The sequence below is a fragment of the Croceifilum oryzae genome, from assembly GCF_030814315.1.
GTDB lineage: Bacteria > Bacillota > Bacilli > Thermoactinomycetales > Thermoactinomycetaceae > Baia > Baia oryzae.
Genome location: NZ_JAUSUV010000019.1, coordinates 1 through 25,478, shown reverse-complemented (window position 1 = coordinate 25,478; position 25,478 = coordinate 1). Strand labels below are relative to the sequence as shown.

Here is a 25,478-nt window from a genome sequence, read left to right as displayed (position 1 = left end):
CCTCAGGGTGATACTGGGCCTCAGGGCGACACTGGGCCTCAAGGCGGTACTGGGCCTCAAGGCGACACTGGGCCTCAGGGCGACACTGGGCCTCAAGGCGGTACTGGGCCTCAAGGCGACACTGGGCCTCAGGGCGACACTGGGCCTCAAGGCGATACTGGGCCTCAAGGCGGTACTGGGCCTCAGGGCGACACTGGGCCTCAAGGCGATACTGGGTCTCAAGGCGGTACTGGGCCTCAGGGCGACACTGGGCCTCAAGGCAGTACTGGGCCTCAAGGTGATACTGGACCTCAGGGCGATACTGGACCTCAAGGCGGTACTGGGCCTCAAGGCAGCACTGGGCCTCAAGGTGATACTGGACCTCAGGGTGATACTGGGCCTCAAGGCAGTACTGGGCCTCAAGGCAGCACTGGGCCTCAAGGTGATACTGGACCTCAGGGCGATACTGGGCCTCAAGGCGGTACTGGGCCTCAAGGCAGTACTGGACCTCAGGGCGACACTGGGCCTCAAGGCGATACTGGGCCTCAAGGCGACACTGGGCCTCAAGGCGATACTGGGCCTCAAGGCAGTACTGGACCTCAGGGCGACACTGGGCCTCAAGGCGATACTGGGCCTCAAGGTGGTACTGGGCCTCAAGGTGATACTGGACCTCAGGGTGATACTGGGCCTCAAGGCGGTACTGGGCCTCAAGGCAGTACTGGGCCTCAAGGTGATACTGGGCCTCAAGGTGATACCGGGCCTCAAGGTGATACCGGGCCTCAAGGCAGTACTGGGCCTCAAGGCGGTACTGGGCCTCAAGGCAGTACTGGGCCTCAGGGCGACACTGGGCCTCAGGGCGATACCGGGCCTCAAGGCGGCACTGGGCCTCAAGGCAGTACTGGACCTCAGGGCGATACCGGGCCTCAGGGCGATACTGGGTCTCAAGGTTCGACGGGTCCTCAAGGCAATACTGGAACTACTGGTCCTACTGGATCCACAACACCTATATTACAAAACTTGGCTCGCGTAAGCTGTGGTACACAAATGATTGATGAACAATTCCCTATTGATTTTAGTATAGTAAATGGACCTGCTACTATATCTGGCATTATATTTGATGGCTTCACTGATTTTACGATCATCAGAGATGGTATATATTTGATGATATACTCTGCAAATATTGATCCAGCTTCAGACATAACAACCTTTGGTATATCTATAAATGGTAGTCCTTTCGATATTGCTCCCATGTCTATAGGTGCTACGGGTGGAGTGCTAAGTACCTCTACAGTTCGACAGCTTTCTGTTAACGATGTTATTCGGTTTGGTAATAGATCCGGAGGTATTAGAAGCATTACAAGTGGCAATATTGTTGGATCTGGTGCTCAGGCGACTATCCTTCGTGTAGCGGATGGAGGAGCACTTTAGTTAGTGGACTTGAATCCCATCATAAAGCACATGTTTTTTGATAAATCGGTGATCTTGCTTAACGAATTATAAAGATACCTTTTTTGCCTGATAGCTAAGCTATCGGGCAATTTTTATGATCTTCTAGAACTATTTATTGGGCCACTCTATCTCTACCTTCTAAATCTTTCGCTGTCGAGCTAGTAGGCACGTCTTTTTCATCTTTTAATGTCCCAAATACGATATCAAAGAGTGGATTGGAGACACCGTACCAATAGTTCTCATTTTTATAATGGTGCAATAAGTGCGTCTTTTTTAACCATCTTCCAAATGAAGTTGTAGGTTTAAGCGAAACGTGCGCAACATAATGTTTCCATTCGTAGATCAATAGCATAGCTGTTAGTCCCATCACAAAGGATGCGGTGAGAGGAAGAGAATTTGTGATGAGATAAGCCGCGGACGACAACACAACGGCAAAAGGAAGACTATACCAAACAGGTAGAAACAATAGTTTCAAGTTAGTCGGTTCGATATGATGATCATAGTGGAGACGCTTCATCAGTTTTAAGAAAAAGAGGTTTTTAGGTGGCTTCATATGAAAAAGAAACCGATGCGTAACGTACTCTAAGAAGGCATATAAGCCCATTCCAAGAAAAAGTGCGAGAAGAGTAAAAGCATTCACCCCTTGATATAGAACATAGGAACCAAAAGCAACTAAAATGATAAACATAGCCATGATATCAAAATGAAAAAAAAAGTCTCGATATACCTTTTTCATTAGAATCCCTCCATGATTAACCTCGGTCGTGGCTTCAATAGATTAACATGTGAATATTTCGACTTAATCCGGTAGACACCAACAAAATGATGGATCCTTACTATTCTCTGTTGATCTTATTGAATGATGAGCCTAAACTTGGTCTCTTAACCCATTATAATACTTGTTTTCAGTATAATACATATGTTAACGTGTTCAATCTCTTCCTAATCCTCTACATGATCGATGACATCACCTATAACTTTCTGTACATTCATAAAATAAAAATTGCTATATATTATATGATATTTTCTATATAATATATGAGAAAGCCCCTTACATTATTGAGATTTGAAAGGATGACGCAAACATGATTGATGTCCAGACAAAGTGGTCAAAAGTCGACGATTATATTTCAAATCTACTTGTACAATCGGATCAAGTGTTAGAAGAAACCTTAGAGGTAAATGAAAGGGCTGGTTTACCCGCCATCGATGTATCTCCTAGTCAGGGGAAACTCCTTCACTTACTCGCAAAGACCCAAGGAGCACAGCGCATATTGGAGATCGGAACCCTTGGTGGATACAGTACTATATGGCTAGCTCGTGCCTTGCCACAAGATGGACGATTAGTAAGCTTAGAGCTTGATCCTGCTCATGCCAAAGTGGCCCAGGAAAATATTGATCGAGCAGGTCTTACCTCTCGTGTGGAGATTCAAGTGGGGGAAGCGTTAGACTCCTTAGCCAAATTAGCAGAGGAGAACACCGTATTTGATATGGTGTTTATCGACGCAGATAAGCCTAACAACCCTAACTACTTGCAATATGCCTTACAATTTTCACGCCCTGGAACCCTAATCATCTGCGATAATGTAGTTCGTGACGGAGAAGTTGTTGACGAAAACAGTGATGACCCAGGCGTTAAAGGAACTCGCGAATTATTCGATATGATTGCCAAAGAACCTCGTTTAACTTCCACAGCCATTCAAACAGTGGGTAGCAAAGGATACGACGGCTTTGCAGTCATTCTCGTCACTGAGTAAGTAAACATTTTTCTTCCATATATAAAATCAAAACCTCCCTCTTACTCTTTAATAGGGAGGTTTTGATTTTAATAGAATGATCGATTATACAGCTACACGAACCTTATATTCTTTTAACCATGTATTGACTTGAATGAAATACTCAAATGCACGGACGGGTCCATGAATCAAATGTATATCATTATTTGTCCCTCTTACCATCGAATCTAACTTCTCTCTGTCAATGAAAGGCAAAATAGGAGAGTTGGAGTCCTGTAAAATCCCCTCCATTCGAGTACGCATTTCCGCAACGTACGAAGGATTGTATGAGATAGGGTACGCACTCTTTTTACGATATAAAACCTCTTCAGGCAGCAAACCTTTCAAAGCTTTTCGTAAAATACCTTTTTCCATCCCCCCTGTGTTCTTCATTTCCCAAGGAATATTCCATGCGTACTCCATTAACCGATGATCACAAAACGGCACCCTCACCTCTAATCCAACAGCCATACTCATTCGATCCTTTCGATCTAGTAATACAGGTAAGAAATATGTGAGATTCAGATAGAATAGCTCACGTAGTCGACGATCCCGATCGTTTTCCCCCGGCAAGTAAGGAACTTCTGAAATCGCGGTATGATAATGGTCCAAAATGTACTCTTTCGGCTTGAGTCGATCATGTAATTCAGGTGACAACAGTCCTGCAAAATCAGTTCTGTATAACCATGGTAATGCTTGAACTTCAGTTGGCTCAGGAGAATGGAACCAAGGATAACCACCAAACAGCTCGTCCGAAGACTCTCCTGATAGCGCAACGCTTGCTTTCTGCTTAATTGCTTTAAACAGAAGGAAAATGGAGGTGTCTATATCACCTAGAGCTGGGAAATCACGTGCGTATAAGGGAGTCAAAAAGTTTGAGATTAAATCAGGTGTATCCAATACAACATCACGGTGATCACTTTTTAAGTAATCCGCCATCATTTTCACAAAAGGTGTATCCAGACCTGTGTGAATCTCTGATTTTTGAAAATGATCACTACTATCTTTAAAATCAATCGAATACGTGTGAACATTCTCTCCTTTTTCCTTTAAAATCTGCGATGCGATAGAAGTAACAGCACTCGAATCCACTCCACCAGACAATAGGGTACAAATTGGCACATCCGAGACTAACTGCCTACCCACAATATCAAACATGAGCTCACGTATATGCTGTGCCGTTTCTTCTATATCATGTAGATGGGGAGCACTCTGTAGTTTCCAATATTGGGTCGTCTTCGTGCCCGATCTTTGGAAACTGATCGTGTGCCCTGCTCTTAGCTCATGAACATCCTTGTAAAATCCTTGACCGGGTGTACGACACGTCATTAAAAAAATCTCAGCCAATCCTTTCTCATCTACTTCTGGCTGAACAAGTGGGTTAGCTAACAAAGCTTTTGGTTCGGAACCAAATAGAATAGCGCTTCCTCGAACTGCGTAGTAGAGTGGCTTTACTCCAAGCCGGTCTCGTACTAAAAATAGCTCTTCACGTTCTTCGTCCCAAATCGCAAAGGCAAAGATACCATTTAACCGATCCACGCAAGACTTACCCCATTCAATATAGGAAAACAATAGAACCTCTGTATCTGAGCGAGTTGTAAAATGATATCCACGCTGCATTAATTCATTTCGCAACTCTACAAAGTTATAAATCTCACCACTGTACGTCAAAACAACATTTTGATCAGCAAATGTTCGTTTCATAGGCTGAGCTCCACCATCAATATCGATGACAGATAACCGTCTGTGTCCCAAAGCCGCTCTAGGCGATAGCCACATTCCCCCTGCATCGGGGCCTCGATCTATCATGGTATCGACCATTTTCTGTACTACCTGTTCCTCTTTGGTAAGATCTCTTTCCCAATCAATCCAGCCAGTAATTCCACACATATTTTCACCGCCTACATTTATTTTATCTTGTGAAACTTTAGAATTAATTCGATGCACGAATAAATAAATCCTTCTATTATGAATAATAAATCCGTTTATTTTTATTTCATTTTCTTTCCTCATCAAACTAAAAAAAGACCCACCAAATGTAGGTCTTAAAATCCTGATTCCAATCTTATTTATTGTATTCAAATGTATGCATTGCATCTTTGCGAGCCTTGTCCTTATCAGCATCCGATTTTTTAGAATCGTACTGGTATACTGCTGACTCCCAATCCCCATACATAGGATTTGGGAAAACAATAAATTTCTCGCCAAATGATGAACGAACACTTTCAACTGCTTGATTTCGATCTTTTACATTTTTTTGATCAAATGCTTGGAAATCAGATAAATTATCGCCAAAGAAAAGGACGATTTCTCGTTCTGCTGTAACTTTCTTTCTCCGTTCGTCTTTTCCTTTTTCGTTTTCACCTTGCAATAAGACATGATCTGCATCAGCCTGTGGAATTCCCAAATTCTTCAAGTTTTTAACTGTTGCCTCTAATTGATTCTTTTGTTTGCGATTCGATATGTAATAAATGGAGACACCCTTTTCATTTGCATACTGTAAAAAAGAGACTGCTCCAGGTAAGGCTTCTGCTTTGGCTGCTTGAATCCAATCGTCCCATTTATAAGGGTAGCCTTTTCCTTCTTTTGCCGTCATCGCTTGATACGGACTGTTATCTAGCACAGTCTCATCTAAATCTAATACAATCGCAGGCTTTTTCTGTGTTTTCTTTTTCAGAGCTTCATCTAATTTCATTTTTCCAATGTTATATCCTTGGTAATAGAGAGCTTTGGATTCTCCTGCTGTTTGAAACCACACATCCGCCATTACTTGTTGTTCGCTCAATGCAACCTCTTTGGCTTTCTCCTGTTTTGCGTCCTGTGTTGGTGTTTGACATCCTACTAAAGAAACCATCGAGAGCGCCATTACCATACTTACTTTCATCATTCGATTCATTCCTAATCCCACTCCTCACTACATACTTTTTAATACGTATTTACTATACATCATCTATCTATCTGTGTAAATTTATGGAAATATCATTTATCATGGTCACTCTCAATCTCATAGGCAATCCTTAAAAAAGGAACCCCAAAAATCCACATTTTATGATGGGCTTCCATCCTCCCAGATTCTATCTCTCTAACCCAAAATCGCTCTCGTAGAGGTAGCTTCCAAGTAAACTTCTTACAAGTCAGATAAACCCCTGAATCGGAAGAAGGCGTCGAGGCTTCACTTATGATTTGTAAATCACGTCCCACCTGTTTCCACTCCAGAATCCCAATCATCGCAGAACCTGGTAACGGTAGTGCTATATTCATATAGGTTCGTCCCTGGCTTTGGTGGTACGAATACAGTGCTACAAACACAACTTCTTCTCCCACTTTTCGAAGCCAAGCCCGCGGCTTCACTCTACCATCTAATTGTTCTAAAATAGGCGATATACTACCTATCATCTCGACTGGTTTGCTGGAAATAGGTAAATTCAACTGTTGAAATCGCCTACTAAAGAAGTGATAGATGAAAGCAAATGGAGTAAACCAAGAGCTCCAACGAACTCTTGCTATCAAACGATATCGCTCCGTGTGCTGGTAAAAGTCAGAAATGGTTGGAGCCAGTAGCGATACATCCACGTCAGGCGTAAACAATTGCACATCATCGACAAGCCCTTTCGGTGTCGTTTCCTTTAAATCAACTATCTGCTGACGGATTTCCTCGCCAATTTTCCTGCCACCCCGAATGCGACTCATGGGAAAATTCCACCCGGTAAAACGAGATTCTGGAGTGTGAGACATCCAGCCCATTAAGCCGAGAAACGCAAACCCTATACTATTCGTAACTCCGTGGAAACCAATCATAAAGTCAATCGTAATTCGATAGGCTCCCCAAACATTCCCTAGCGCGTAGACGAGAGAAAAGAGAATCGAGATTCCTACGGCAGAAAAAGAGCTTCGAATCATCCATCTTTGAAAACGATTAGTAAATTTCTCTCGGAAAGAAAGATAAATCAGCCCATAAATTCCAACGATATAAAGTAGAACAGAGACTAACTCCAGCCATCTGGAAAAGGTAATCCCTAAAGCCACTATGATCGGAGATACAAAGATAACGCCACATACCAGTTTATAGAGAGGAGATTGAGATTGAATTCTTCTACCTAGTAAACCGGCGAAAACCAAGAGCAAAAACGAAGAATAATGAAAATGAATTCCCGTTAGCCAGCGAATAATCGGAGAAAAGCCGGTCTCTAAATTCGTTTCATGAGCAAAATACCAAGCTCCGCCGATCCATAGATACATCATTCCTAAATCAATGGAGCATTCTTCTAGATACGCAAACCCTCGCTTAAAAAATCGTGTAAGACCATACAATGAGACCATGATCGTAAAGCCTAGATAAATTCCTGCCAACCATGCATCCCATTTCGTTTGCCCTGTTATATGTAGTATCACAATGGCAAGAAAAGCCGGATATGCTATATACGGATATACACGTGCGAACCAAGAGCTTTTCTCTGTAACCAGATGTAAAGCAAGCGGAACAAAGATCAGTTGAGCAGCAGTAAGTAATAAAAAATACCACTCATGTTCTCCAAAACAAACCGCTAAAGCAAACAAGACCAAGTGCAAGATCATGTGTTTACTTATTTTCATCGATTCGGAACTCTCCTTCGTAAGCAAAAATAACCCCGACAAGAGGATTTCGCACTTCTACTTGAATCGAAAAAGCATCTTTTTCTTCTATGTAGGCTTCTCTTACGTTTGCTATGCCCTGTAACCATTTCGGTAACGGAATCTCCCATTTTCCACATACCAACCTCTGTCGATCAGACTGTATATACAAGTCTCCATTCATACCCACCCGAAAAAGCAAATCAGAGTATAAAATACTCGGTTCGCCCAAGTAATCTTTTACGATTTTTCGATCCGAATCAAAACTCATGAGTGCATTAAAATATCTTCTCTTCTTATGAAAATAAAAAATACGTTCCCAATGAATTTGTTGTTCTCCATTTCTTCCGACTCGGCACACATTCGCCAGTGTAAACGGGATATCATTTCCTTGTTCCGGAAACATAAGCTTACATCGGGTTCCGAATCGAAATAGAGGGACAAGCCACCATTTGCCTGTTTTGATTTCTTTCATCATTCCTGATGCATACAATGACCCTTTGGAGATTTCGTACCTCTTTTGAAGCATGGGATGGAGAGACTGAAACGCTTCTTCACCTAACATCTGTCTGTAGATGGACATACTGATTACCCTGTCCTCCTTCTTTTGCAACTACTCGCAGTCGGCACATCATGACTGATCCACAAGCCGATGAGTGATAGAACCCATAGACTCAACTGAAACGTAAGTGGACTAAATGGATGGATCATATAGCTTGGATTCGCTATGAATAGCTCTAATATGAAAAGAGGAAATAATAAGACCTGTAATCTAAATAGATTCTTGCGCTTTTTATACAATATCCAACATAATCCCAGAGAGACTTCCAAAATCCCCATCGATATCAACATATCTTTAGCCGTAGAAAGATCCATTGGAAAAGCATCCCTCATCATCGAGATTTCTGCTGGATGCATCGCATAGATTTTGGGACCAAGACCGTGGAAAATCCAGATCCCACTAAACAAGATCGTCATAAGCCAGTAACTGAAAAACCGAATAAATTGACTGGCTGGATTCTCTCCTTTTTCGATCCACCTTTTTAATACATCAAAGCTCAAAGCAGTGGCCCACCCTATCATCGGTCGAAAAATAAGCCGATCAAACCAGCTCCCCAAACGTCCAAAGTTAACCTGATAATCATATTGAGTTAGAAACAAGACAGATTCTGGTTGCGGTTGATACTTCCAATATCCCTTCCCTTCTCGGATGATCGAAATCGCTTGCTCTGTACCGAAATGCAAAGAGGAAGTTCTAGAACCATCTTCTGAATGAAACTCCCCTACACTCCTGCCCCAACCTTCCACCTTCATACCAAACCCAATATTCGTGCAATATGTAAATTCTTGAGGTTGATCATCTACACGTGGTAAATACGAAATCGATGAAAATCGGAGATCCCATTGCTCATGCAAGTGAGGCTCTTGAGTCGCTTTCCAAACTTCTTCGATATCAGAATCAATTGATATCTCAACATAAATAGGTGTATTCTTCACTTTCCTCACCTCTTCTGTATCTTATCACAGATTGTGAAATTGTGAACAATAAATCACAAATAGCATTCTAGTCGTGGAATCAGCATCATGCACCACTGTTGTCATCAGGATCTCATTTTCAATGCACCGTGCAGCATAAGTCGCTAGCTTCGTTCCTTTTCCTACTTGATACGATTCAATTGCTTTAATAAGGCCAATCGTTCCAATGGAGATCAAGTCTTCTGAGTCTTCACCTGTGTTCTCAAATTTTTTGGTATTGTAGACACGAAACGATGTCAATGTTTTCAACGAAAATATCAAGATGACCCATGCACGTCACTTCACAGCGAGTATTATCCTCATTAAATGTAAAAATGATTTTATCGACCAAGGTCTGAATGATAGCTCTCTTTTTTTCAAATGGAATATCTTCCTCTTGAGTGATTAACTTCTCTAAATAAGTAACTACCTGTTTGGCTCTCTCCTTAGCTTCTTGGTTCTCTTGATTTTCATTTAAACGGCTTTGCAGAGATTGGAGCTCGCTTTTTAGACTCTTACTATCTTTGTTCAACTTACTTAAATCTTCGAACATTTCTTCCTCCGTGATTGCCTCACGAACAAACATCGTTTTCACTCTCGCTCTTTCTTTTTCCTTCTCCTCAATTCTTTTCGCTAACGCCTCTACCATCGTCTCGATCTGCTCATGAACGACAGCTGAATTTTTTTCAAAGCGGGATAAAATTGTGTCCCGATCCATGATCGTACGGAGAATTAGGTTCCAAATGAACTCTTCGATTAATTCTGCTCGTAGTGTTTTTGTACCACACTTATAAACCTCTTCTCCATATCTTTTCGGGTTCTTATTTGGACAGCGATAACATCTGTACTTCTCCTTCTCACCTGTTTGTTTATCTCTTCGGCCAGAGTAAGTAGTACCGTTCCATGTGCGCCCACAGTGCCCACACCTTATAAGTCCTTTTAACAGATACTGAAACTTAACATTTCCACTGTTGGTTACATTACTTTGTCTCTGTGCCTGAGCTAATTTAAACAGTTCCGGATCAATAATGGCTGGAACCTCTGCCTGAACCCATTCGGATCGATCACGTATTACATATGTTTTCTTCGGATTACCGCTCTTTGTTTTCTCCCCTTTTACCTTTTGACACTTTCTTCTGTTATACCAGTACGTTCCCACATAGACTTCACTCGTCAAAATACGATTAATAGAAGACTGATGCCAATTGCTACTCTCTTTTCTTTTTGGTGTTATACCCAGACTAACCAACTTATTTCCAATCTCACGAAGAGTCAAGCTTTCATACACATACCACTCATAGATCATCTTCACGAGCTTTGCTTCTTCGCTATTCACAACTAGACTCGAATCCACTAAATCGTATCCAAATGGAGCTACCCGCATCGGCATGATTTTCTTATGCTTCTCGATCGCTTTTAACCGACCTCGACTTGTTCTTTTGCGAATCATTGCTAGTTCATACTGAGCAATCGATGACTGCATGTTGAAGAATAGCTGCCCCTCTGGAGTATCCTGGTATTCCGCATCACAGAAAACCAGCTTCACATTATACTTCTCGAACTCTCGACAAACGATTAATTTATCGGTCATATCTCTACTTAAACGATCGGGGTGTACACATATCACATGTGCAATCTTGCCACTCGCTATATCATTTCGTAATCGATTCATCTCAGGGCGATCGATATCTTCTCCAGAAGCTCCACCCTCTTTATAGATCTCAAACTTAGATAAACCTAGAGAGTGAGCTTTATTCATACACATCTCAACTTGTGCTTCTAGGGATGTTCCCTGACTTGCTTGCTGTTCAGTTGATACCCTAGCATATAAAGCTACTCTCATCTCCACTCATCCCTTCTGATCTCATCTCCATATACTCCGCTTGAAACGCCAGCTGCGCAAAGATATCAATGGCTCTATTTTTCGCATCAAGCGCCTTTCTTAACTCTTCAGTTGATTTCGACTTTTTATCTTTCACATATACAAAGGTTACCGGGACTTTCTTTCTCGTCATTTGCTACACCGCCTTTGTTTTATTAATAAAACGTACGTGTGTTGTAGGTTGTACTATCACATTTAGCAGGAGATCTCTATGAGCCTAACTCCTCCTAAAAACCATCCTTATCTTTGAAAAAACGTACACTATCACTACCAATAAGACCAAAGGAAAGGCAACTCCTAGGAGAAAAATCACAGCTCCAATCAAATAAATAATCATGACCCATTTCCAAAATAAACGATGATGTGTAACACTAACTCTCGCCTCATCCCCAGAGCAATAAATACTCCCCATAAATCCGGACAAACAGAAAGTAAGATATATCAAAATCCCGACTGTGGCTCCGATCATAACAATTGTCGAGACCAAAGATGTCTGCCCAAGAACCTGGTGAAAAAATTTGCTCATCTGCTTGCACCTCCAGTATCAAATAAATGAAAAGAAGAGATAAAATGAACTACTTAAGTAAGCCCGTAGTAAAAACCAACTGAAGCAAGTACTCTGTATCCCTTGATATCTCTGTATCCTCTTAGCTTATAGCAGGTGTATTAGTAAAAAAGTGACTAATACACCTGCTATTACACCCTAACCCCTCATTTTCTGAATGAACTTCTCCAGTGCAGTTACATAATCTTGTTGCATACAAGTCGTGGAATCCAAAGCTCTACTTTGAAAGATTTTCGGCACTTCTGGAAAACGTTTCGCTTCTTCTGTTACAAAAAAAATGTGCGGAAATTGATTCTGTGAAGAGGTACTAAGAACGCCTTGTTATTGTAATACAGATACCTGTTAAAAATTAATTCTATAGCTAACACAAACAAAGCCCCTGTGATAGCCAGATCTCGTCAGAGATAGCATTTCACAGGAACTTTGTTTGTACTGACTACCAAAGTAACTCATCCTATGTCCTTTGATACTTTCCTAACTCCTCATTATTTCTTTTGCTTTGATTTCTTTATCCTTCGTGGTGATTTCCAACAGAGCATTAATTTTGTTTTTTATATTTGTCAATATGTTTGAATAACTCAGCAGGAACAACGAATAGGAGAGCGATTACAAACGGAAATAGGTACGGTATGATGGATGGAAATGAAAAGCTAGTTTTGTAGCTTACAAAGATAGTATAAAAACAAATGGATACTATCGATATTACATAGACATTTCGAACATATTTCCTATCGTTGCGATATTTTTGTAAAAGCTTGATATTCCACAGACCAAAAACAATAATCCATATCCCTTTAAGAATCATATACAAATTGAGAAAATTCTTATCCACAGCAAGTTCAACAAAGAGGGCGCTCATAATCGCACTCCATAGAAAAAACACCGGTACAAAACGAGATAACTCACTCCAGCTTGGATACATAAGTTCCTCCTGTTTTCATGTGATCATTCCATCACTATCCTACATACCCGAAATTATACTACAAAAACCATAGGAGATATTTAATGATATATCTCCCATGGTTGAAACTCTAAAATGACTAAGTACTACATTGTCTTTATCTAGATTTGACAAATCCCCTGACTCCAGCCAATTTCACATGCAATTGTACAAGCAGTCACTATAACAGGTCCTGTTGCCCACGCTGTTGCGCAAAGCCCGAAACAAGATGCCGATCCAGCGGCATCACATACAACATTAGCTAAAAACCATTGCCAAGAATATTTTTTAGGGCCTGCTTGCTGTGATATTTCACTAGCCTTTTTTGCAATACCTTCTTTATTATCCATCTTGATCTTGTTGATAGCGCCTGGAGTATACGTGCTTACAACACCTTTTTCATCCTTAACAATCATTTCCTTTTTGTCAAGGTTGACAGTAACCATTCCAAGCCTACTAATTTGGTTGGTGCTATGATTATACAAACCAGATACTCGCTTAAGACCATCTGCATCCTGTAAAGCAAAGGTTGTATAATAAACGCCTTGTTTCTTCACTTTGACACCGTATGTTTTTTTCAGATCGAAATTTAATGATATCTTTTCTTTATTAAGATATTTTTTCAACTCGGAGTGCTTTAACATCTCTTCGCCAAATTGCTTTTTTGAGGTTTCATTATCCAAATACACTATCTCATCCACGCCAGCTTGCTCTAAAATCGCCTGTTTTTGAATTTGTTTGATTTGTGAGTCTGTAAGCTCTGATGCTCTAACCTTAGATACACTTGGACTTATACCCAAACTCAACACGCAAATTGCGAGCATGGCTAACACCACAAACTTAAAGTTTATTCTCTTAAACATTCTCGTTCTCTCCTCATATGTGTGAATTTTCGATCTAAGAAACTAATTTTTATAGTGTATCTATTGTACATTTCAAATGTCTTCCGTTGGTTTTATAGATTATCTACTAAAAATTAATTTCAGCTTAATTTCTCCCAACCTTTAAAGCTTAGATATTTATCACATGACCACCGCCACCTCTCATTTGGAAATTCTAGGTTCGTAAAGTCTTATTCATATAGTAAAATACATAATATTTTAAAGTCTATACTTTTTTTGAAATTAGGCACGCCAACTTTTCGACATGGAATCCAACGCATTTTCATGCTAATACATAAAAATTGTATGTTTATTTTATATAGAATAGTTGAGTTATTATGCATATTAATGTATGTTTATTTTATGGAGTTTTTCTATATAAAATCTTTTGCAAAATTCGAGAGGAGCAAAAATCTTGAAGACATTAGATTCATATGTACTAAAATTACTTGAATCGAATCCAAAAGAGGTTGGGGCGCTAATTAGGAGATTGCGAACTGAAAAAGGTCTCCGTTTAGCCGATCTAGGAGATGAGCAGGTTTCGTCCTCAACCCTGAGCAACATAGAGCGTGGAATCGGAAAACATAAGGTAGATAGAGTTGTATATATACTCGAAAAACTAGGTGTACCAATGGACAACATTGCTGACGTTTTAGATCAAGAGCGAAATAGTATTGCGTTGATTGACTTTAAATTGAAGTCAGCAGAAGCATTTTTGAAGCTCCGACAGTCAAAGGAAGCATTACAAGAACTGGAGAAAGTCAAGATACATGATTTCCATTATCTCACCCCTAAATACTACTATTTAAAAGGGCGATGCCTGCAAGTTTTAAACGAATGGGATCAAGCTGAAAAGTTCTTCCTCCATGCAATCGAATTGTTAATCGATGTGGCAAAGGATGACAACATTGAGGCGGCTTGCTATGGAGAGTTAGCACTCTGCAAACACCGTCAGAACGATCTTCATCAGGCGCTAGAGCTTACAGACAAGGGAATCCTTTCTTTCGTTGAAGGGGGAGATAGACAAAACACTATCTATACCTTATATTTAAATAAATCTATATTTTGTAATAAATTGAGTTTGCCAGACGGAATCCTTTCTCTAAAACAGTTAGAGATATTACTCGATCAAATCGAAGACCCTAACATCCGTTTGAAATACTATTGGTTGAAAGCAGATTACACTCGTAAATATGGGAATTTTAAAGAGTCTATGCAATATGCAGAAGAAGGTCTTGAACTAGCAGGCATGTGTCAACTATTTCACCTATTCATGGAGTTTTGGCTTTGTATTGGTGACTGTCTCTCCTGCATGGGAAAGTTCAGAGAAGCCGAGGATCAGTTTAAACAAGCACTCCAATTTAACCAAAACTTAGTGGGAACAACGGCTCTAATTTCAGCCAATTTGCGGATAGGTACGCTATACTCAAACAATAAGCTATGGGAAAAGGCGGAACCATTTGCCATTACAGCGAGAAATCTGTCCATTGAACAAAACAATGCGCCTAATCTATTTTCTACGCTACTTCTATTAGGAGATATTGAACGAGGCAAAGGTAATCATACTGCATCTGTCCAATTTTACCAACAGGCTCAAGAAGTGGCTCATAAATACAATTACACAGAACTTGAAATACAAGCATGGACATGCCTTGCACTATGTTGGGAAAATGTTGATCAAGAACAATTTCAATTGTGTGCAAGTTATGTTTTCAAATTAAAAAATTCTACGATTTAAAAGGAGAATAACGAATGAAGAAATCGCTTAGAGTTTTCATGGCTTCCAACATTCTTATTTTTTCTGTAACACTCGTATTTTCTATAAATAGTAATTCAGCATTACACATTCCTTCTAAAACAATCAACAGTCCAATAACACCCATGATTGACCCTGAACATACGTAAGTTTCTATTGAGATAACTATCTTCTATTGCTCAAACAAAAAAAGGGTACTATTCACTTGATCTGTGAATAGTACCCTTTCTACAAGGCATTTTAAGGCGTTATTTTTATTTTCTAATGGTTCTATTATACCAAAGTAAGAAAATCTATTATGCGCCCTTCTACTTGCTCTGACAGCATATAGAAGTCCCTACGAATGATCCTATTCATGAATTATCCCTTTCTTGGTCAAATACTTCGTTTACCTCTCCACGTAAGGCATCCATATAGATTTTAACGTTAGGAGTTTCTGGTGCTTTATGTCTCTGCTCCAACTCTTGGCGCTTGAGTGCGATTTCTTGACCTTTATAGGCTATTTCTACTTCCCTATTAATCTTGTCCCACAACGTGCCTATCACGACGGCGGAATCTCTCGCGCTCGTCTTCTGGATCAATTCGGGATTAGCTACATGAACAATATAGGCATGGATGACTGACCACGCTTTCTCTATGTGTTCTCTTTTTTCTGTTCTCGTAGTTTATCGAATTCGTCTGGATGAGCAGCTACTATTTTTTTGACAGTCGACCATGAGACATTAAACTTTTTTGCGGTCTCATTTGCATTGCCACATGATGCGTAATAGGCTCTGATCTCTTCTTGTAGTCCATCATCTAACTTCTTTCCTCGTCTTGCCACATGTTCACCATCCTGCAGTAAATATAGAGTAAAAGTTCATATTGAAAATAGTGCTTACACAAAATTGTTGTAGATAAAAAAGAGGAATATAGATATTTTTGCTTTTTGTATGATTTCCCGAATACAAATTTAACATCTTATCAACCTCACTCCCTACCCATCCACTACAATCGATTTCTATTAACAGAGTTCTCGAACCAATAATTGCAAGTTAGATAAATTCTTATTTATTAAATCATTCATATTTATTAATATTGAGTAACGTTTATTGGTGGTGATCCTATAAGTGGCAATCAGTAGAGTTCTAGATATAATAAGCGATCCAGAAACTATCTGGCTTTGTAAATCTGGTGAAGATCATATTGTAATCCCTTTTCAAATTGAGCCAGCAGAATTTTTGTCGGATGCTGAAGTAGATTTGACTAGTGATGTAAACCATCGTCTTATTAATGCTCTGGCGAATTCTAAGAGAGCATTTAATTGTCAAATAGATTCCCTACTAATAGCTTTTGGTCTTTTTAATTTAGCAAAAAGGAAAAGATACCATACTCCACAAAAGTATCAATTACTGGGGAGTGCAGGCGTTGTTACTCCCCGTATTTTACTGAAACTAAATAAAATGCGTAATTTAATGGAGCATGAATACATTAAGCCAAACCAAGAGCAGGTAGAGGATTTTATAGATATTGTTTTGTTATTTCTTGCAAGTACTAATCAATATATCTATAAGTTCCCTAATAGTATGCAACTGGGTTACGATTTGGATTCTAGCGATTTTTTAAACATAGACTACGATTTTAGAGCGTCGTCATTCTCTATTCGTATTATCTATGGTGACAAATCACCAACAGAAGATTGCAAAATCCTTTTGGATGAAGACAACAATTTATACCTAGAGCTTTTAAAGGCTTGGATCAAATTTTCTATAAAGTAACTAATCTTAAGTTGTGAACGCCTAATATTGTAGTAGCTACTGATCTGCCCGTTTAATTCCAAATTTCTCTGTTGAGCAAGCAAATTCACTATATCCCTTACACTTTAATTTAAAATCCAAGACCTTTCACTATCAACCACGAATCTCCAAACTTTTTAGCCGTCTCGTTCGCATTGCTCTCTCAGCTTATCGTCCAGTTTCTTTCCCCTTCTTGCCAAATGCTCACCTTCTATCTATATTAAATTAGCAGAAAAGTGTTTATTTATATATATCTAAGTGATACTTTAGAAACAGATGTTCTATAAAATAGAAATTGATAGGCTACTTTGGGGTACCTATGAGGATAAAAAAGATGAAGAAGTTCTTTTTGAATACAGCAAAATAGTATGTAATGCCTCTCTAAATGAACTACATTACAACTATGATATAAACAAAAAATGAAGCTAACTTCAAGCCAAGGAGGCGCTTTTGATTGACCAGAACAGATTATTACCACATATCAAATTCACCTCAAGCAAATTCAATCGTTCCTGCTGCTTCCGCAATTGTAGTGAATAACAAGGAAGAAATTTTGTTACACAAGCGAAGAGATAATCAATTGTGGTCTCTTCCAGGAGGTGTAATGGAGGTAGGAGAAACGATTGAGGAAGCAATTGTTCGTGAAGTAAGAGAAGAAACGGGTTTTAATGTCGAGGTAAAAAAAATGATTGGGATATACACTGATCCCAATCATCTCATTGAGTATTCAGACGGTGAAATCCGTCAGCAATTTTCAATTTGTTTTGAATGTCGTATTATCTATGGTAAAAAGCTTGTCAGTAACGAATCTACGTGTGTGGAATTTTTTTCGAAAAAACATCTATCTGAAATATCACTACACCCTGCTCAATTGGTTCGAATTAATGATTTTTATCGTAATCAAGAAAAAGCATTTATTAGATGATGATAAGCAAATCACTTTTATAAAGGGAGACAGATTACGTGATTGTTGACACACTATGTATTCCATCAGATGGGTTGGTTCAACTAACCTACGAAGCAATCGCTGATCATGAAGATGTAATTGTTAATATCGAAAGTCAAACGGGTCGCTTTTTCCCATTAGATGAAATCCCTTGGAGTAAATTAGCCTTTCCTTCAACAGAAAAAATCTTGAAACAGTGTATTAATTAACTGACCATACTTTGTACATACAGGTCGATGGAGGTTTTTTATGGATCTTGGGACACGATTGAAAAATCTTAGAGAAAACCAAAACCTATCTCAACAACAATTGACTGCAAAACTAGGAATGAATCGTGAACTTATAGCCAATATGAAATCAACAGACGTATACCCGATCTTGAAACACTTCAAAAAATTACAGACTTCTTTGGGGTCTCTCTTGACTACATCAGTGGGAGAACAACCAATCCATCGCCTATACAGCATGAAATTTCCCCATTCACACATAACCATTGTTTAAACCACTTCTCAACCTGGACAGACTTACAGGATATGGGGCTCGCTTTTTTCCCTATCGGATCTTTAGAGCAACACGGTCCCCATCTCCCTATAGGCACTGACAGCTTTATCGCCCAATCCATTGCTAGTGGACTTTCTAAGAAGTTTCCAAACTCTTTCGTGGTTCCTACTCTCCCCTACTCATCCTCTTTTGAACATATCGGCTTCCCAGGCGCCATATCATTGCGTTCTACTACGATTATTTCTGTCGTACAAGATGTTATTCACTCACTAGAGCGCATGGGCATCCAAAAAATTGTTCTCGTTAACGGTCATGGAGGGAATTATTTGCTAGGTAATATTGCTCAAGAAATGAACGTGGACAAGCCATATGTATTTGTCACACCCAACAGGCACCATTGGGATCGAGCGTATGAGAAGGCTGAGCTATCAATCTCTATTAGCCGAGATATGCATGCTGGTGAAGGGGAAACATCTATTCTACTTCATTTAATCGAGGAAGGGATTATTCCATCATCTGTAAAGCCAGATAAATATATGGATGTAGACTCACCCAATCGTCCGCTCTTACAAGCAATTGGCATGAGGCCTTATACCTCCACTGGAGCCATTGGCTTTCCCACACGAGCAAGTTCACGCAAAGGCAAGCTACTTCTTCAAGAGTTAATTAATCAAATCTCCATAACAGTAGAAGAGTTTTTAGGAGACAAACATTAACACAAACAGCTTTCATTCTCATTAGTAGCCACCTCAAAGGAGATTAGCCTATGATAAACCAGACTGCTCAACAAGTTACATTCGATGACCGTCAACTCAGCAAATACCTGTCACCAGAACAAAACCGTTATCATCACGTGTTGGGAGTAGTAGAACGAATGAGAGAACTACTGGAAAAGATCAACATCCCATCCGAATGGAAACCGCAATTAGTCCAAACAGCATACATGCATGATGTCGGTTACAACGAACAACTCAATCAACACAATTTCCATCCATTGGATGGAGCTCTATTTGCGGAAGAAATAGGCATTCCCAAGCCAATCATAGCAGGGATCCTCTTCCACTCAGACGCCTACACAAGTGTGAAGCACACCCGTCCCGATCTAATCGAAATCTATGACAAAAAATATAATCTATTAGACGAAATCGATCATACTTTCATTGACCTGATCACCTATTGCGATATTCACACTTCCCCAGTCGGAGCAAAAATCACACTAGAAGAACGCGTTCTGGATGTGATTAAACGATACGGCGAGGGGCATGAAGTAAGTAATATGATGTTGTTAAGCCAACCTTACTATCAGGAAGTGGAACGAAGAGTGGAAAAGTTGTTTATGTAGATATAATTTGTTAAGTAACAAGGTAAATAAAAATGGCTCAGGACATATATTTGTGTCCCGAGCCATTTTTATTTAGTACAATCAATGCTCTACAGAAAAGCTATATTGTTAAAATCCCCTCATGCGTTTCAAATCCTTATAGGTACTATCAAAACAAAAGTGATGTCCGTTTCTCCAACCCAGTAGCTGGACAGTTTCAAATCCTTATAGGTACTATCAAAACCAAAAAAAATGCCTAGAAATATAGCTTCGACAGAGAGGAAATAAATCCTGTTGGATCTACTTATTTTTCTACATCGTTGATTTAATTGATAAAACATTGCCGTCGATGTCCAAGGTTTACTACGCTATTAGGGATCGACGACTTTAGGATTTAGTTGTATTTTAGAACCTAAGCAGATCTACACAACCAAGCATTAAGAGTTGTTTTATTTTGTGAATCTATAAGTCATAAAAGTTGCTAACAAGAGTCGTTCGTCTTAACCCTCTGATACTCCCTCCATCGACGGTAAAAAGTTGCTTCACTTATATTAGTGATTTTACAGATCTCTTTCACTGTTTTACTAGTAGTCTCATGTAATTCAATGGCATGATTTATACCTTCATGCTCCAGGCCGAATTTTTGCTTTCGACCTTTATATGTACCTTTTCTTTTCGCAACAGCGATTCCAGCCTGTTGCTTTTCTTTGATCATAGTCCTATCTAACTCACTAAATGCTGCCATAACAGTTAAGATGAATTTTCCTGAGGGAGTCCTCGTATCAATTCCTAAATTGAGTATTACGAGGTGAATACCACGTTCTTCCAGATCTTCTATCAGTTCCAGTAGTTGCTTAGCATTTCTCCCCAGGCGGTCCATTCTAGTAACAGCGAGTGTATCGTTTCTCACTAGTTGGTTGAGTAACTGGCTTAATTCTTCTTTTTGATCTTGAACTCCTGATACCTTTTCCTGAATAATCCTATCTATGTTGCTAGCTCTTAACTGTTCGATTTGAGAGTCTAGATTTTGATCAAAAGTAGAGACACGCGCATAACCAAAAATCATAGAAATGCCCCCTTAGAGATCTAATTAAAAGACAAGTGTATATGATAGTCAGATAATACAGTAAATTAAACATACAATCAAGGAATCAATAGGGTATACCCTATTGATTGCATTTGTAAATGATTGGAAAAGTTATTGCGGAGCAGAACAACTACCCTGTCACTGGGCCTACATGGCGATGGAGAAACCATCGCCACAAACGATATTTGAGTCAATTCATACAAAAACCTCTTCTAAACTTGTTGTCCAGAAGAGGTTTTTGTATGAATGGTCGACGCTAGGCCGACCATTGTCTACAGCCCCTTAAACAAATCACTATTTTTGTTTCCTTAACAGAAGATTCCTTGCTTCTTGTTCCGTTCTTCCAGTATTAGCAGCAGCAATGACCATTGCTCTAATATCTTGGGCAAGATTTTTTTGGTTTTCAGAAATTTTCGCAATCATTTCATATATGCCATTCATAACTTGTTCACTCCCTTTCATGTCGCTATCTTCCGTAGTCTATCATACTCATTACTCCCAAAACTTCCTCCGCTTTTTAGCAATTAACAAATTAATCTTCTTGTATAAGCTGCCCTAATTCTTTCTTTATCGTCTAATGTGTAGGAAAAATGAACAAGCAAATAAATTTCAGGCAAAGGAAAATTCTGGGAGTATGAGATTAGTCCTAGAGAAACGGGTGAAGAACAATGCAAAGTTTGTTCAGATCATCCAACAAAATTGGGCGTATTTGCTTGGTAGGAACCCTGTTTAACCTCAGCTTGTCCAGCATGAAAAAGAGCGAGGGCTTCCGGATCGCGGAAGCCCTCGCTTGCATAAATGAAATGTGTTCATACCTATTTATATTCAGATCGCTCTAAGGATGCTATTTCTTCACAAATTGAAGATGATGCGTTTCCCTTGTGATGGTAACATCTTCGTTAAAATAGCCGTTGATCAAAAAATCAAATGATGCAAACTCATAGTCACCCGGTTTTATCTTTACGACATAAGGCTCCCCTGCTTATATTGACTACCATCAATCGTAGGCATCTCCCAAATACGCTCCCCCTTGCAACCAATACCAGTAATCACCTTTCCCTTCTACGAGATTACATAATAACTCTGTAAAAGAAAGTGCAATAATTTGACTTTCTCCAACCACTCCATGTCGATCATGAAAGCTATCATAACAGTATCCAAATCGTTCACTCTCTAAATCAATTGTTAGATACTCTCCGGATAAGTCATCGGCAATAATATACCAATTAGAAGAGATGTCTTCTTCATATCTCCCTCCCAACATTACTGGGTTAGCCGGGACAAAGAATTTTGGTGGAACAATACGTACAGGATAGTTTGTAGATTTATACAAAACTACACCACCACATAATTTATAGAAGTCATGAAGGTCTTTAGGCAATTGGTAAATAGACTCAATCTGTGGAAGTCCTTCAGATAAAAATATTTCACAGTCATCATGTTTACTGATTTGTTCGAACAAATCTTGGATTGTCATGCTGATCCATCCTATCTGTAGTTATAGGAATTAAATGCATTGTAGTAGTTTTGTCTAGCATCTCTAGGTACGTTAGCTGCGTCAAACATCCTTTCACTCAAACCCTGCATTTCTCTTGGTGAGACTTCATTCCAATTGACTTTCCCACCCACTCTTTTACCTGTTTTTCCCTCTAGCCAATCTCGATAAGCAGATTTCGTAGCATTATGCTGATCCTTTGTAAGAGCTATAGTCGGTGTATGAGAACCTCGGGACTTATAATCAGGAACATTATGCTTCGCCCAAACGTCAAGCACGCCATGATGATTTTCTAAAGGAGAACTAGATGGACGATAGTTTACTACATCAAAAACCTTACACTCATTATGCGTCAATACCTTCAAATTAGACACATAGTACGTGTGGAAATCCTTCACCTTGAAGTTATAAACAGTTGCTTTTTGTTTCTTCTTAATGATTTCGTCGACGGCTAGTTTCTTTCCATTATCGGTCTCAAAGAGATCACCTTTACGGAGGTCTTTCGCCGCAATCCAGCCTTCACCCACTACCCAAAATGGATGTTCGTCGGTGGTCTGGATGACTTCGTCACCAATGTGGATTTCGTAGATTTCGTCTACTTCTCGATGGAAGAGCCATTCGACTTCTTTGTAGGCGACTTCACCCGTCTCTTCATTCTTGACTTGTCGATCTCATCGATAGGATTTTTATCTATAAATTTCTATTTATCAAAAAAGCTCACTAGTATGCTTCGAACACCCTGGTGAACTTTTTATAAGCCTATCTTGAAACAAATGTAAGAATAGATTTCCTATTTCACTATAATTTTTTCTGTTGGTATAGAAGGAGTAGGGATTGATCTTATACTTTCTTCTGCTTTGATACGAAGTTCAATAATGGCTTCCAGAAGTTTCTCTGGCCTTAAACTTTCAACGTCTTCTAACTCGCATCCTTCCTCTACAATGCTAATTATTTCTTCACTAATCCCCATTTCTCTTAGCGCCATAAATGAATACGGGCTAAATAAATACCCTTCTGCCTCCTCAATACTGATCAAGCCCTTTTCTAAGGCACTCAACATCCCTAACAGAATTATTGATAAAACTCGTTCTATTTCATTTTTCTTTGATACCTCTAGCCTTAGCAACAATAACCACCCCTTCCTGTGTATTTCGTCCATATTTCTAAAGAAAACAGCCAGAAATTTAAGTGGGTATGTCTTAAAAATACCCACTTAAATTTCACAGAACTATCTTCTCGTATTACTCCAACCATCTTTCACCTTCACATTAAACACTTGGCCTGACTGACTGGAAAAATAATGAATTGAGACTTTATTTCCATCCGCATCATGCCCATCCTTATACACTTTATCCCATTTACCAGACTCAATTTCTCGTAAATCTTCTAAAGCTCCTTTATTTTTCACAGTGTTCTTAGTTGTTCCATTTTGCACTGCCTTAAAACCTTCTGGGTATTGCGGAGCTTTTTTGATAGAAGAATAAACGTTCTTTATAAAACCTTCAGGAGCACACATATTATGCGTCAAAACTTTCAAATTCGAAACATAATACGTATGGAAATCCTTCACCTTAAAGTTATAGACGGTTGCTTTCTGTTTCTTCTTAACAATTTTATCAACCGTTAGCTTCTTCCCTTTATCGGTCTCGAAGAGGTCACCTTTACGAAGGTCTTTTGCTCTGACCCAGCCTTCTCCTACTACCCTGAAGGGGTGCTCGTCGGTTGTTTGGATGACTTCTCCGCCGATGTGGATTTCGTAGATTTCGTCTATCTCTCGCTGGAAGAGCCATTCGACTTCTTTGTAGGCGATTTCTCCCGTTTCTTCGTGCTTGGCGAGGACTTTGTCGCCTTTATAGCAGTAATCGCCTCCAGATTGAAATCTAGAAGCGATTGTACTGCTAATCTCTTACATACAGTTCTACGAGACTTCTTCTGTAAACACTGCAATTCGATCAATTATTTCAACATCATCTTCATCAAGTGTTGTATCAATAGCCAGACCCGGTAGCTCGGGAATGTGATATACTTCTTCTTCTTCATCGAATTCAATGCGGGAGTCAATTTGTATAGCTTCAGTGATTTTCATTCCCATACATATTTCTCCAAATAAAGTTCCTTTATAACTAGGATAGGCAATCATATGACGAAGTCGTCCGTCCAAAACATTAAATATTAGAACGAGTGAATCTCGAATCTCATAGTTGATCTGGAACGGGACACGCATTTCCCAATACTTAGTGGAACATTGATTTGTAGTTTTCGAACTGATAATACCAAACCAGCTTATTACATCCTCATAGGTTTTAATATGCTCTCTAAGCTGAAAACCACCCATGCTCTCTCCCGGAATGATTGGAGCCTCTAAATCTACTATATCAGGTGTCACTTTCCTACCTCCCCATGTTATTTTAGGAAATATATACTTGATTTCTCATTACCAGAAGTTCGATAGTTCGATTCAGAGCCCCAGATAACTTTCGTTTTCCCTCGATCAGTTGTACTTATCACTGCATATGGGACATCACCGTGTCGTCCTCCACCCATGCTACTTCTTATCGCGGAAACCGGACTTCCTGATCCAGTCACACTAAATTTCTCTCCCCTTTGTGATTTAGTTGGATCTAACTTACTCACATTAAAGCCATTTTCCTGAAGTACCCTATGTGCATCTCTAACAAACTCATCTGGATCACTATACTTGCTAATCTTGTCCAGGCTACCAGAAATGTCCCTCAGATCATCCAGATTACATTGATTATGCGTCAAAACCTTCAAATTCGACACATAATATGTATGGAAATCCTTCACCTTGAAGTTATAGACGGTTGCTTTCTGTTTCTTCTTAACGATTTTATCAACCGGTAGCTTTTTCCCTTTATCAGTCTCGAAGATGTCGCCTTTACGCAGGTCTTTTGCTCTGACCCAGCCTTCTCCTACTACCCAGAAGGGGTGCTCGTCGGTTGTTTGGATGACTTCTCCGCCGATGTGGATTTCGTAGAT

27 protein-coding genes and 5 pseudogenes are annotated in these 25,478 nt (G+C 39.6%); 10 read left to right on the top strand and 22 right to left on the bottom strand.

What is annotated here, in order from left to right; genetic code table 11:
- A partial coding sequence (locus tag J2Z48_RS15020; RefSeq protein ID WP_307254845.1) for a hypothetical protein occupies window positions 1–1,009 on the top strand: 1,009 nt, incomplete at its 5' end.
- A 14-nt stretch (window positions 1,010–1,023) separates the two neighbouring features.
- Window positions 1,024–1,407: a hypothetical protein gene (locus tag J2Z48_RS15015; protein ID WP_307254843.1), complete on the top strand. Its 384-nt coding sequence runs from the start codon at window positions 1,024–1,026 to the stop codon at window positions 1,405–1,407.
- A gap of 133 nt (window positions 1,408–1,540) precedes the next feature.
- On the opposite strand, the gene J2Z48_RS15010 is transcribed toward J2Z48_RS15015, so the two are convergent.
- Window positions 1,541–2,164 carry a sterol desaturase family protein gene (locus J2Z48_RS15010; RefSeq protein ID WP_307254841.1) on the bottom strand — a complete coding sequence of 208 codons (624 nt, stop codon included), beginning with the start codon at window positions 2,162–2,164 and terminating at the stop codon, window positions 1,541–1,543.
- Between the two features lie 349 nt (window positions 2,165–2,513).
- On the opposite strand from J2Z48_RS15010, the gene J2Z48_RS15005 reads away from it, so the two are divergent.
- Window positions 2,514–3,185 (top strand): O-methyltransferase, encoded by a 672-nt coding sequence (locus J2Z48_RS15005; protein WP_307254840.1) that lies wholly within the window; start codon window positions 2,514–2,516, stop codon window positions 3,183–3,185.
- Between the two features lie 84 nt (window positions 3,186–3,269).
- Here the strand turns inward: J2Z48_RS15005 and asnB are convergent, their stop codons facing one another.
- The 9 genes and pseudogenes from asnB to J2Z48_RS14960 form a co-directional block, all read right to left on the bottom strand.
- Entirely contained in the window at window positions 3,270–5,093 is a 1,824-nt protein-coding gene (gene asnB, locus J2Z48_RS15000; protein WP_307254848.1) for an asparagine synthase (glutamine-hydrolyzing), read from the bottom strand.
- Between the two features lie 175 nt (window positions 5,094–5,268).
- A complete protein-coding gene (locus J2Z48_RS14995) occupies window positions 5,269–6,099 on the bottom strand; it encodes a 5'-nucleotidase, lipoprotein e(P4) family (protein ID WP_307254838.1) in 831 nt (276 codons plus the stop codon).
- 83 nt (window positions 6,100–6,182) lie between these two features.
- Entirely contained in the window at window positions 6,183–7,796 is a 1,614-nt protein-coding gene (locus tag J2Z48_RS14990) for a YndJ family protein (RefSeq protein WP_307254837.1), read from the bottom strand.
- Complete coding sequence (locus tag J2Z48_RS14985) at window positions 7,783–8,397, bottom strand: DUF4166 domain-containing protein (protein ID WP_307254835.1); 615 nt, start codon at window positions 8,395–8,397, stop codon at window positions 7,783–7,785. The genes J2Z48_RS14990 and J2Z48_RS14985 overlap by 14 nt, the downstream gene beginning before the upstream one ends.
- A gap of 5 nt (window positions 8,398–8,402) precedes the next feature.
- Window positions 8,403–9,311 carry a DoxX-like family protein gene (locus J2Z48_RS14980; RefSeq protein ID WP_307254833.1) on the bottom strand — a complete coding sequence of 303 codons (909 nt, stop codon included), beginning with the start codon at window positions 9,309–9,311 and terminating at the stop codon, window positions 8,403–8,405.
- A 102-nt stretch (window positions 9,312–9,413) separates the two neighbouring features.
- Window positions 9,414–9,614: pseudogene (locus J2Z48_RS14975) on the bottom strand (sigma factor); the annotation flags it as partial.
- Window positions 9,553–11,172 (bottom strand): recombinase family protein, encoded by a 1,620-nt coding sequence (locus J2Z48_RS14970; protein WP_307254831.1) that lies wholly within the window; start codon window positions 11,170–11,172, stop codon window positions 9,553–9,555. The gene J2Z48_RS14970 and the pseudogene J2Z48_RS14975, both read right to left, overlap by 62 nt.
- Window positions 11,150–11,344 (bottom strand): hypothetical protein, encoded by a 195-nt coding sequence (locus tag J2Z48_RS14965; protein WP_307254830.1) that lies wholly within the window; start codon window positions 11,342–11,344, stop codon window positions 11,150–11,152. Before J2Z48_RS14965 ends, J2Z48_RS14970 begins: the two co-directional genes overlap by 23 nt.
- Window positions 11,345–12,838: 1,494 nt before the next feature.
- Window positions 12,839–13,579: a hypothetical protein gene (locus tag J2Z48_RS14960; protein WP_307254828.1), complete on the bottom strand. Its 741-nt coding sequence runs from the start codon at window positions 13,577–13,579 to the stop codon at window positions 12,839–12,841.
- A gap of 433 nt (window positions 13,580–14,012) precedes the next feature.
- On the opposite strand from J2Z48_RS14960, the gene J2Z48_RS14955 reads away from it, so the two are divergent.
- Complete coding sequence (locus J2Z48_RS14955; RefSeq protein WP_307254826.1) at window positions 14,013–15,335, top strand: tetratricopeptide repeat protein; 1,323 nt, start codon at window positions 14,013–14,015, stop codon at window positions 15,333–15,335.
- Window positions 15,336–15,706: 371 nt separating this feature from the next.
- On the opposite strand, the gene J2Z48_RS14950 is transcribed toward J2Z48_RS14955, so the two are convergent.
- Window positions 15,707–15,898 (bottom strand): hypothetical protein, encoded by a 192-nt coding sequence (locus J2Z48_RS14950; protein WP_307254825.1) that lies wholly within the window; start codon window positions 15,896–15,898, stop codon window positions 15,707–15,709.
- Between the two features lie 89 nt (window positions 15,899–15,987).
- A complete protein-coding gene (locus J2Z48_RS14945) occupies window positions 15,988–16,176 on the bottom strand; it encodes a hypothetical protein (protein ID WP_307254823.1) in 189 nt (62 codons plus the stop codon).
- Window positions 16,177–16,462: 286 nt separating this feature from the next.
- Between J2Z48_RS14945 and J2Z48_RS14940 the strand changes: the two genes are divergently transcribed.
- The 6 genes and pseudogenes from J2Z48_RS14940 (at window position 16,463) to J2Z48_RS14920 (ending at window position 19,917) form a co-directional block, all read left to right on the top strand.
- Window positions 16,463–17,110 (top strand): hypothetical protein, encoded by a 648-nt coding sequence (locus J2Z48_RS14940; protein WP_307254821.1) that lies wholly within the window; start codon window positions 16,463–16,465, stop codon window positions 17,108–17,110.
- Between the two features lie 472 nt (window positions 17,111–17,582).
- Window positions 17,583–18,053, top strand: coding sequence for an NUDIX domain-containing protein (locus J2Z48_RS14935; RefSeq protein WP_307254819.1), 471 nt, complete (start codon window positions 17,583–17,585; stop codon window positions 18,051–18,053).
- Between the two features lie 38 nt (window positions 18,054–18,091).
- Entirely contained in the window at window positions 18,092–18,283 is a 192-nt protein-coding gene (locus J2Z48_RS14930; protein WP_307254817.1) for an NUDIX hydrolase, read from the top strand.
- A 141-nt stretch (window positions 18,284–18,424) separates the two neighbouring features.
- A pseudogene (locus J2Z48_RS15785) lies at window positions 18,425–18,493 on the top strand (helix-turn-helix domain-containing protein); the annotation flags it as partial.
- Window positions 18,470–19,291 (top strand): creatininase family protein, encoded by an 822-nt coding sequence (locus J2Z48_RS14925; RefSeq protein ID WP_370872936.1) that lies wholly within the window; start codon window positions 18,470–18,472, stop codon window positions 19,289–19,291. The pseudogene J2Z48_RS15785 and the gene J2Z48_RS14925, both read left to right, overlap by 24 nt.
- A gap of 50 nt (window positions 19,292–19,341) precedes the next feature.
- The gene (locus tag J2Z48_RS14920; protein ID WP_307254815.1) at window positions 19,342–19,917 is read left to right on the top strand and encodes an HD domain-containing protein; all 576 of its coding nucleotides are present in this window, start codon (window positions 19,342–19,344) and stop codon (window positions 19,915–19,917) included.
- A gap of 460 nt (window positions 19,918–20,377) precedes the next feature.
- Here J2Z48_RS14920 and J2Z48_RS14915 read toward each other — a convergent pair whose 3' ends face one another.
- The 10 genes and pseudogenes from J2Z48_RS14915 to J2Z48_RS14865 all read right to left on the bottom strand — a co-directional run.
- Window positions 20,378–20,962: a recombinase family protein gene (locus J2Z48_RS14915; protein WP_307254813.1), complete on the bottom strand. Its 585-nt coding sequence runs from the start codon at window positions 20,960–20,962 to the stop codon at window positions 20,378–20,380.
- Window positions 20,963–21,277: 315 nt separating this feature from the next.
- The gene (locus J2Z48_RS14910; protein WP_307254812.1) at window positions 21,278–21,445 is read right to left on the bottom strand and encodes a hypothetical protein; all 168 of its coding nucleotides are present in this window, start codon (window positions 21,443–21,445) and stop codon (window positions 21,278–21,280) included.
- Between the two features lie 535 nt (window positions 21,446–21,980).
- Window positions 21,981–22,460: an SMI1/KNR4 family protein gene (locus J2Z48_RS14900; RefSeq protein ID WP_307254810.1), complete on the bottom strand. Its 480-nt coding sequence runs from the start codon at window positions 22,458–22,460 to the stop codon at window positions 21,981–21,983.
- 11 nt (window positions 22,461–22,471) lie between these two features.
- Window positions 22,472–22,822, bottom strand: a pseudogene (locus J2Z48_RS14895) (hypothetical protein); the annotation flags it as partial.
- Window positions 22,823–22,837: 15 nt separating this feature from the next.
- Window positions 22,838–23,125 (bottom strand): annotated as a pseudogene (locus J2Z48_RS14890) (polymorphic toxin-type HINT domain-containing protein); the annotation flags it as partial.
- Window positions 23,126–23,268: 143 nt separating this feature from the next.
- Entirely contained in the window at window positions 23,269–23,604 is a 336-nt protein-coding gene (locus J2Z48_RS14885) for a DUF3969 family protein (protein WP_307254807.1), read from the bottom strand.
- A 102-nt stretch (window positions 23,605–23,706) separates the two neighbouring features.
- Window positions 23,707–23,913 (bottom strand): hypothetical protein, encoded by a 207-nt coding sequence (locus J2Z48_RS14880; RefSeq protein ID WP_307254806.1) that lies wholly within the window; start codon window positions 23,911–23,913, stop codon window positions 23,707–23,709.
- A gap of 108 nt (window positions 23,914–24,021) precedes the next feature.
- Window positions 24,022–24,369, bottom strand: a pseudogene (locus tag J2Z48_RS14875) (polymorphic toxin-type HINT domain-containing protein); the annotation flags it as partial.
- A 27-nt stretch (window positions 24,370–24,396) separates the two neighbouring features.
- Complete coding sequence (locus J2Z48_RS14870) at window positions 24,397–24,864, bottom strand: hypothetical protein (RefSeq protein ID WP_307254804.1); 468 nt, start codon at window positions 24,862–24,864, stop codon at window positions 24,397–24,399.
- 17 nt (window positions 24,865–24,881) lie between these two features.
- A partial coding sequence (locus J2Z48_RS14865) for a polymorphic toxin-type HINT domain-containing protein (RefSeq protein ID WP_307254802.1) occupies window positions 24,882–25,478 on the bottom strand: 597 nt, incomplete at its 5' end.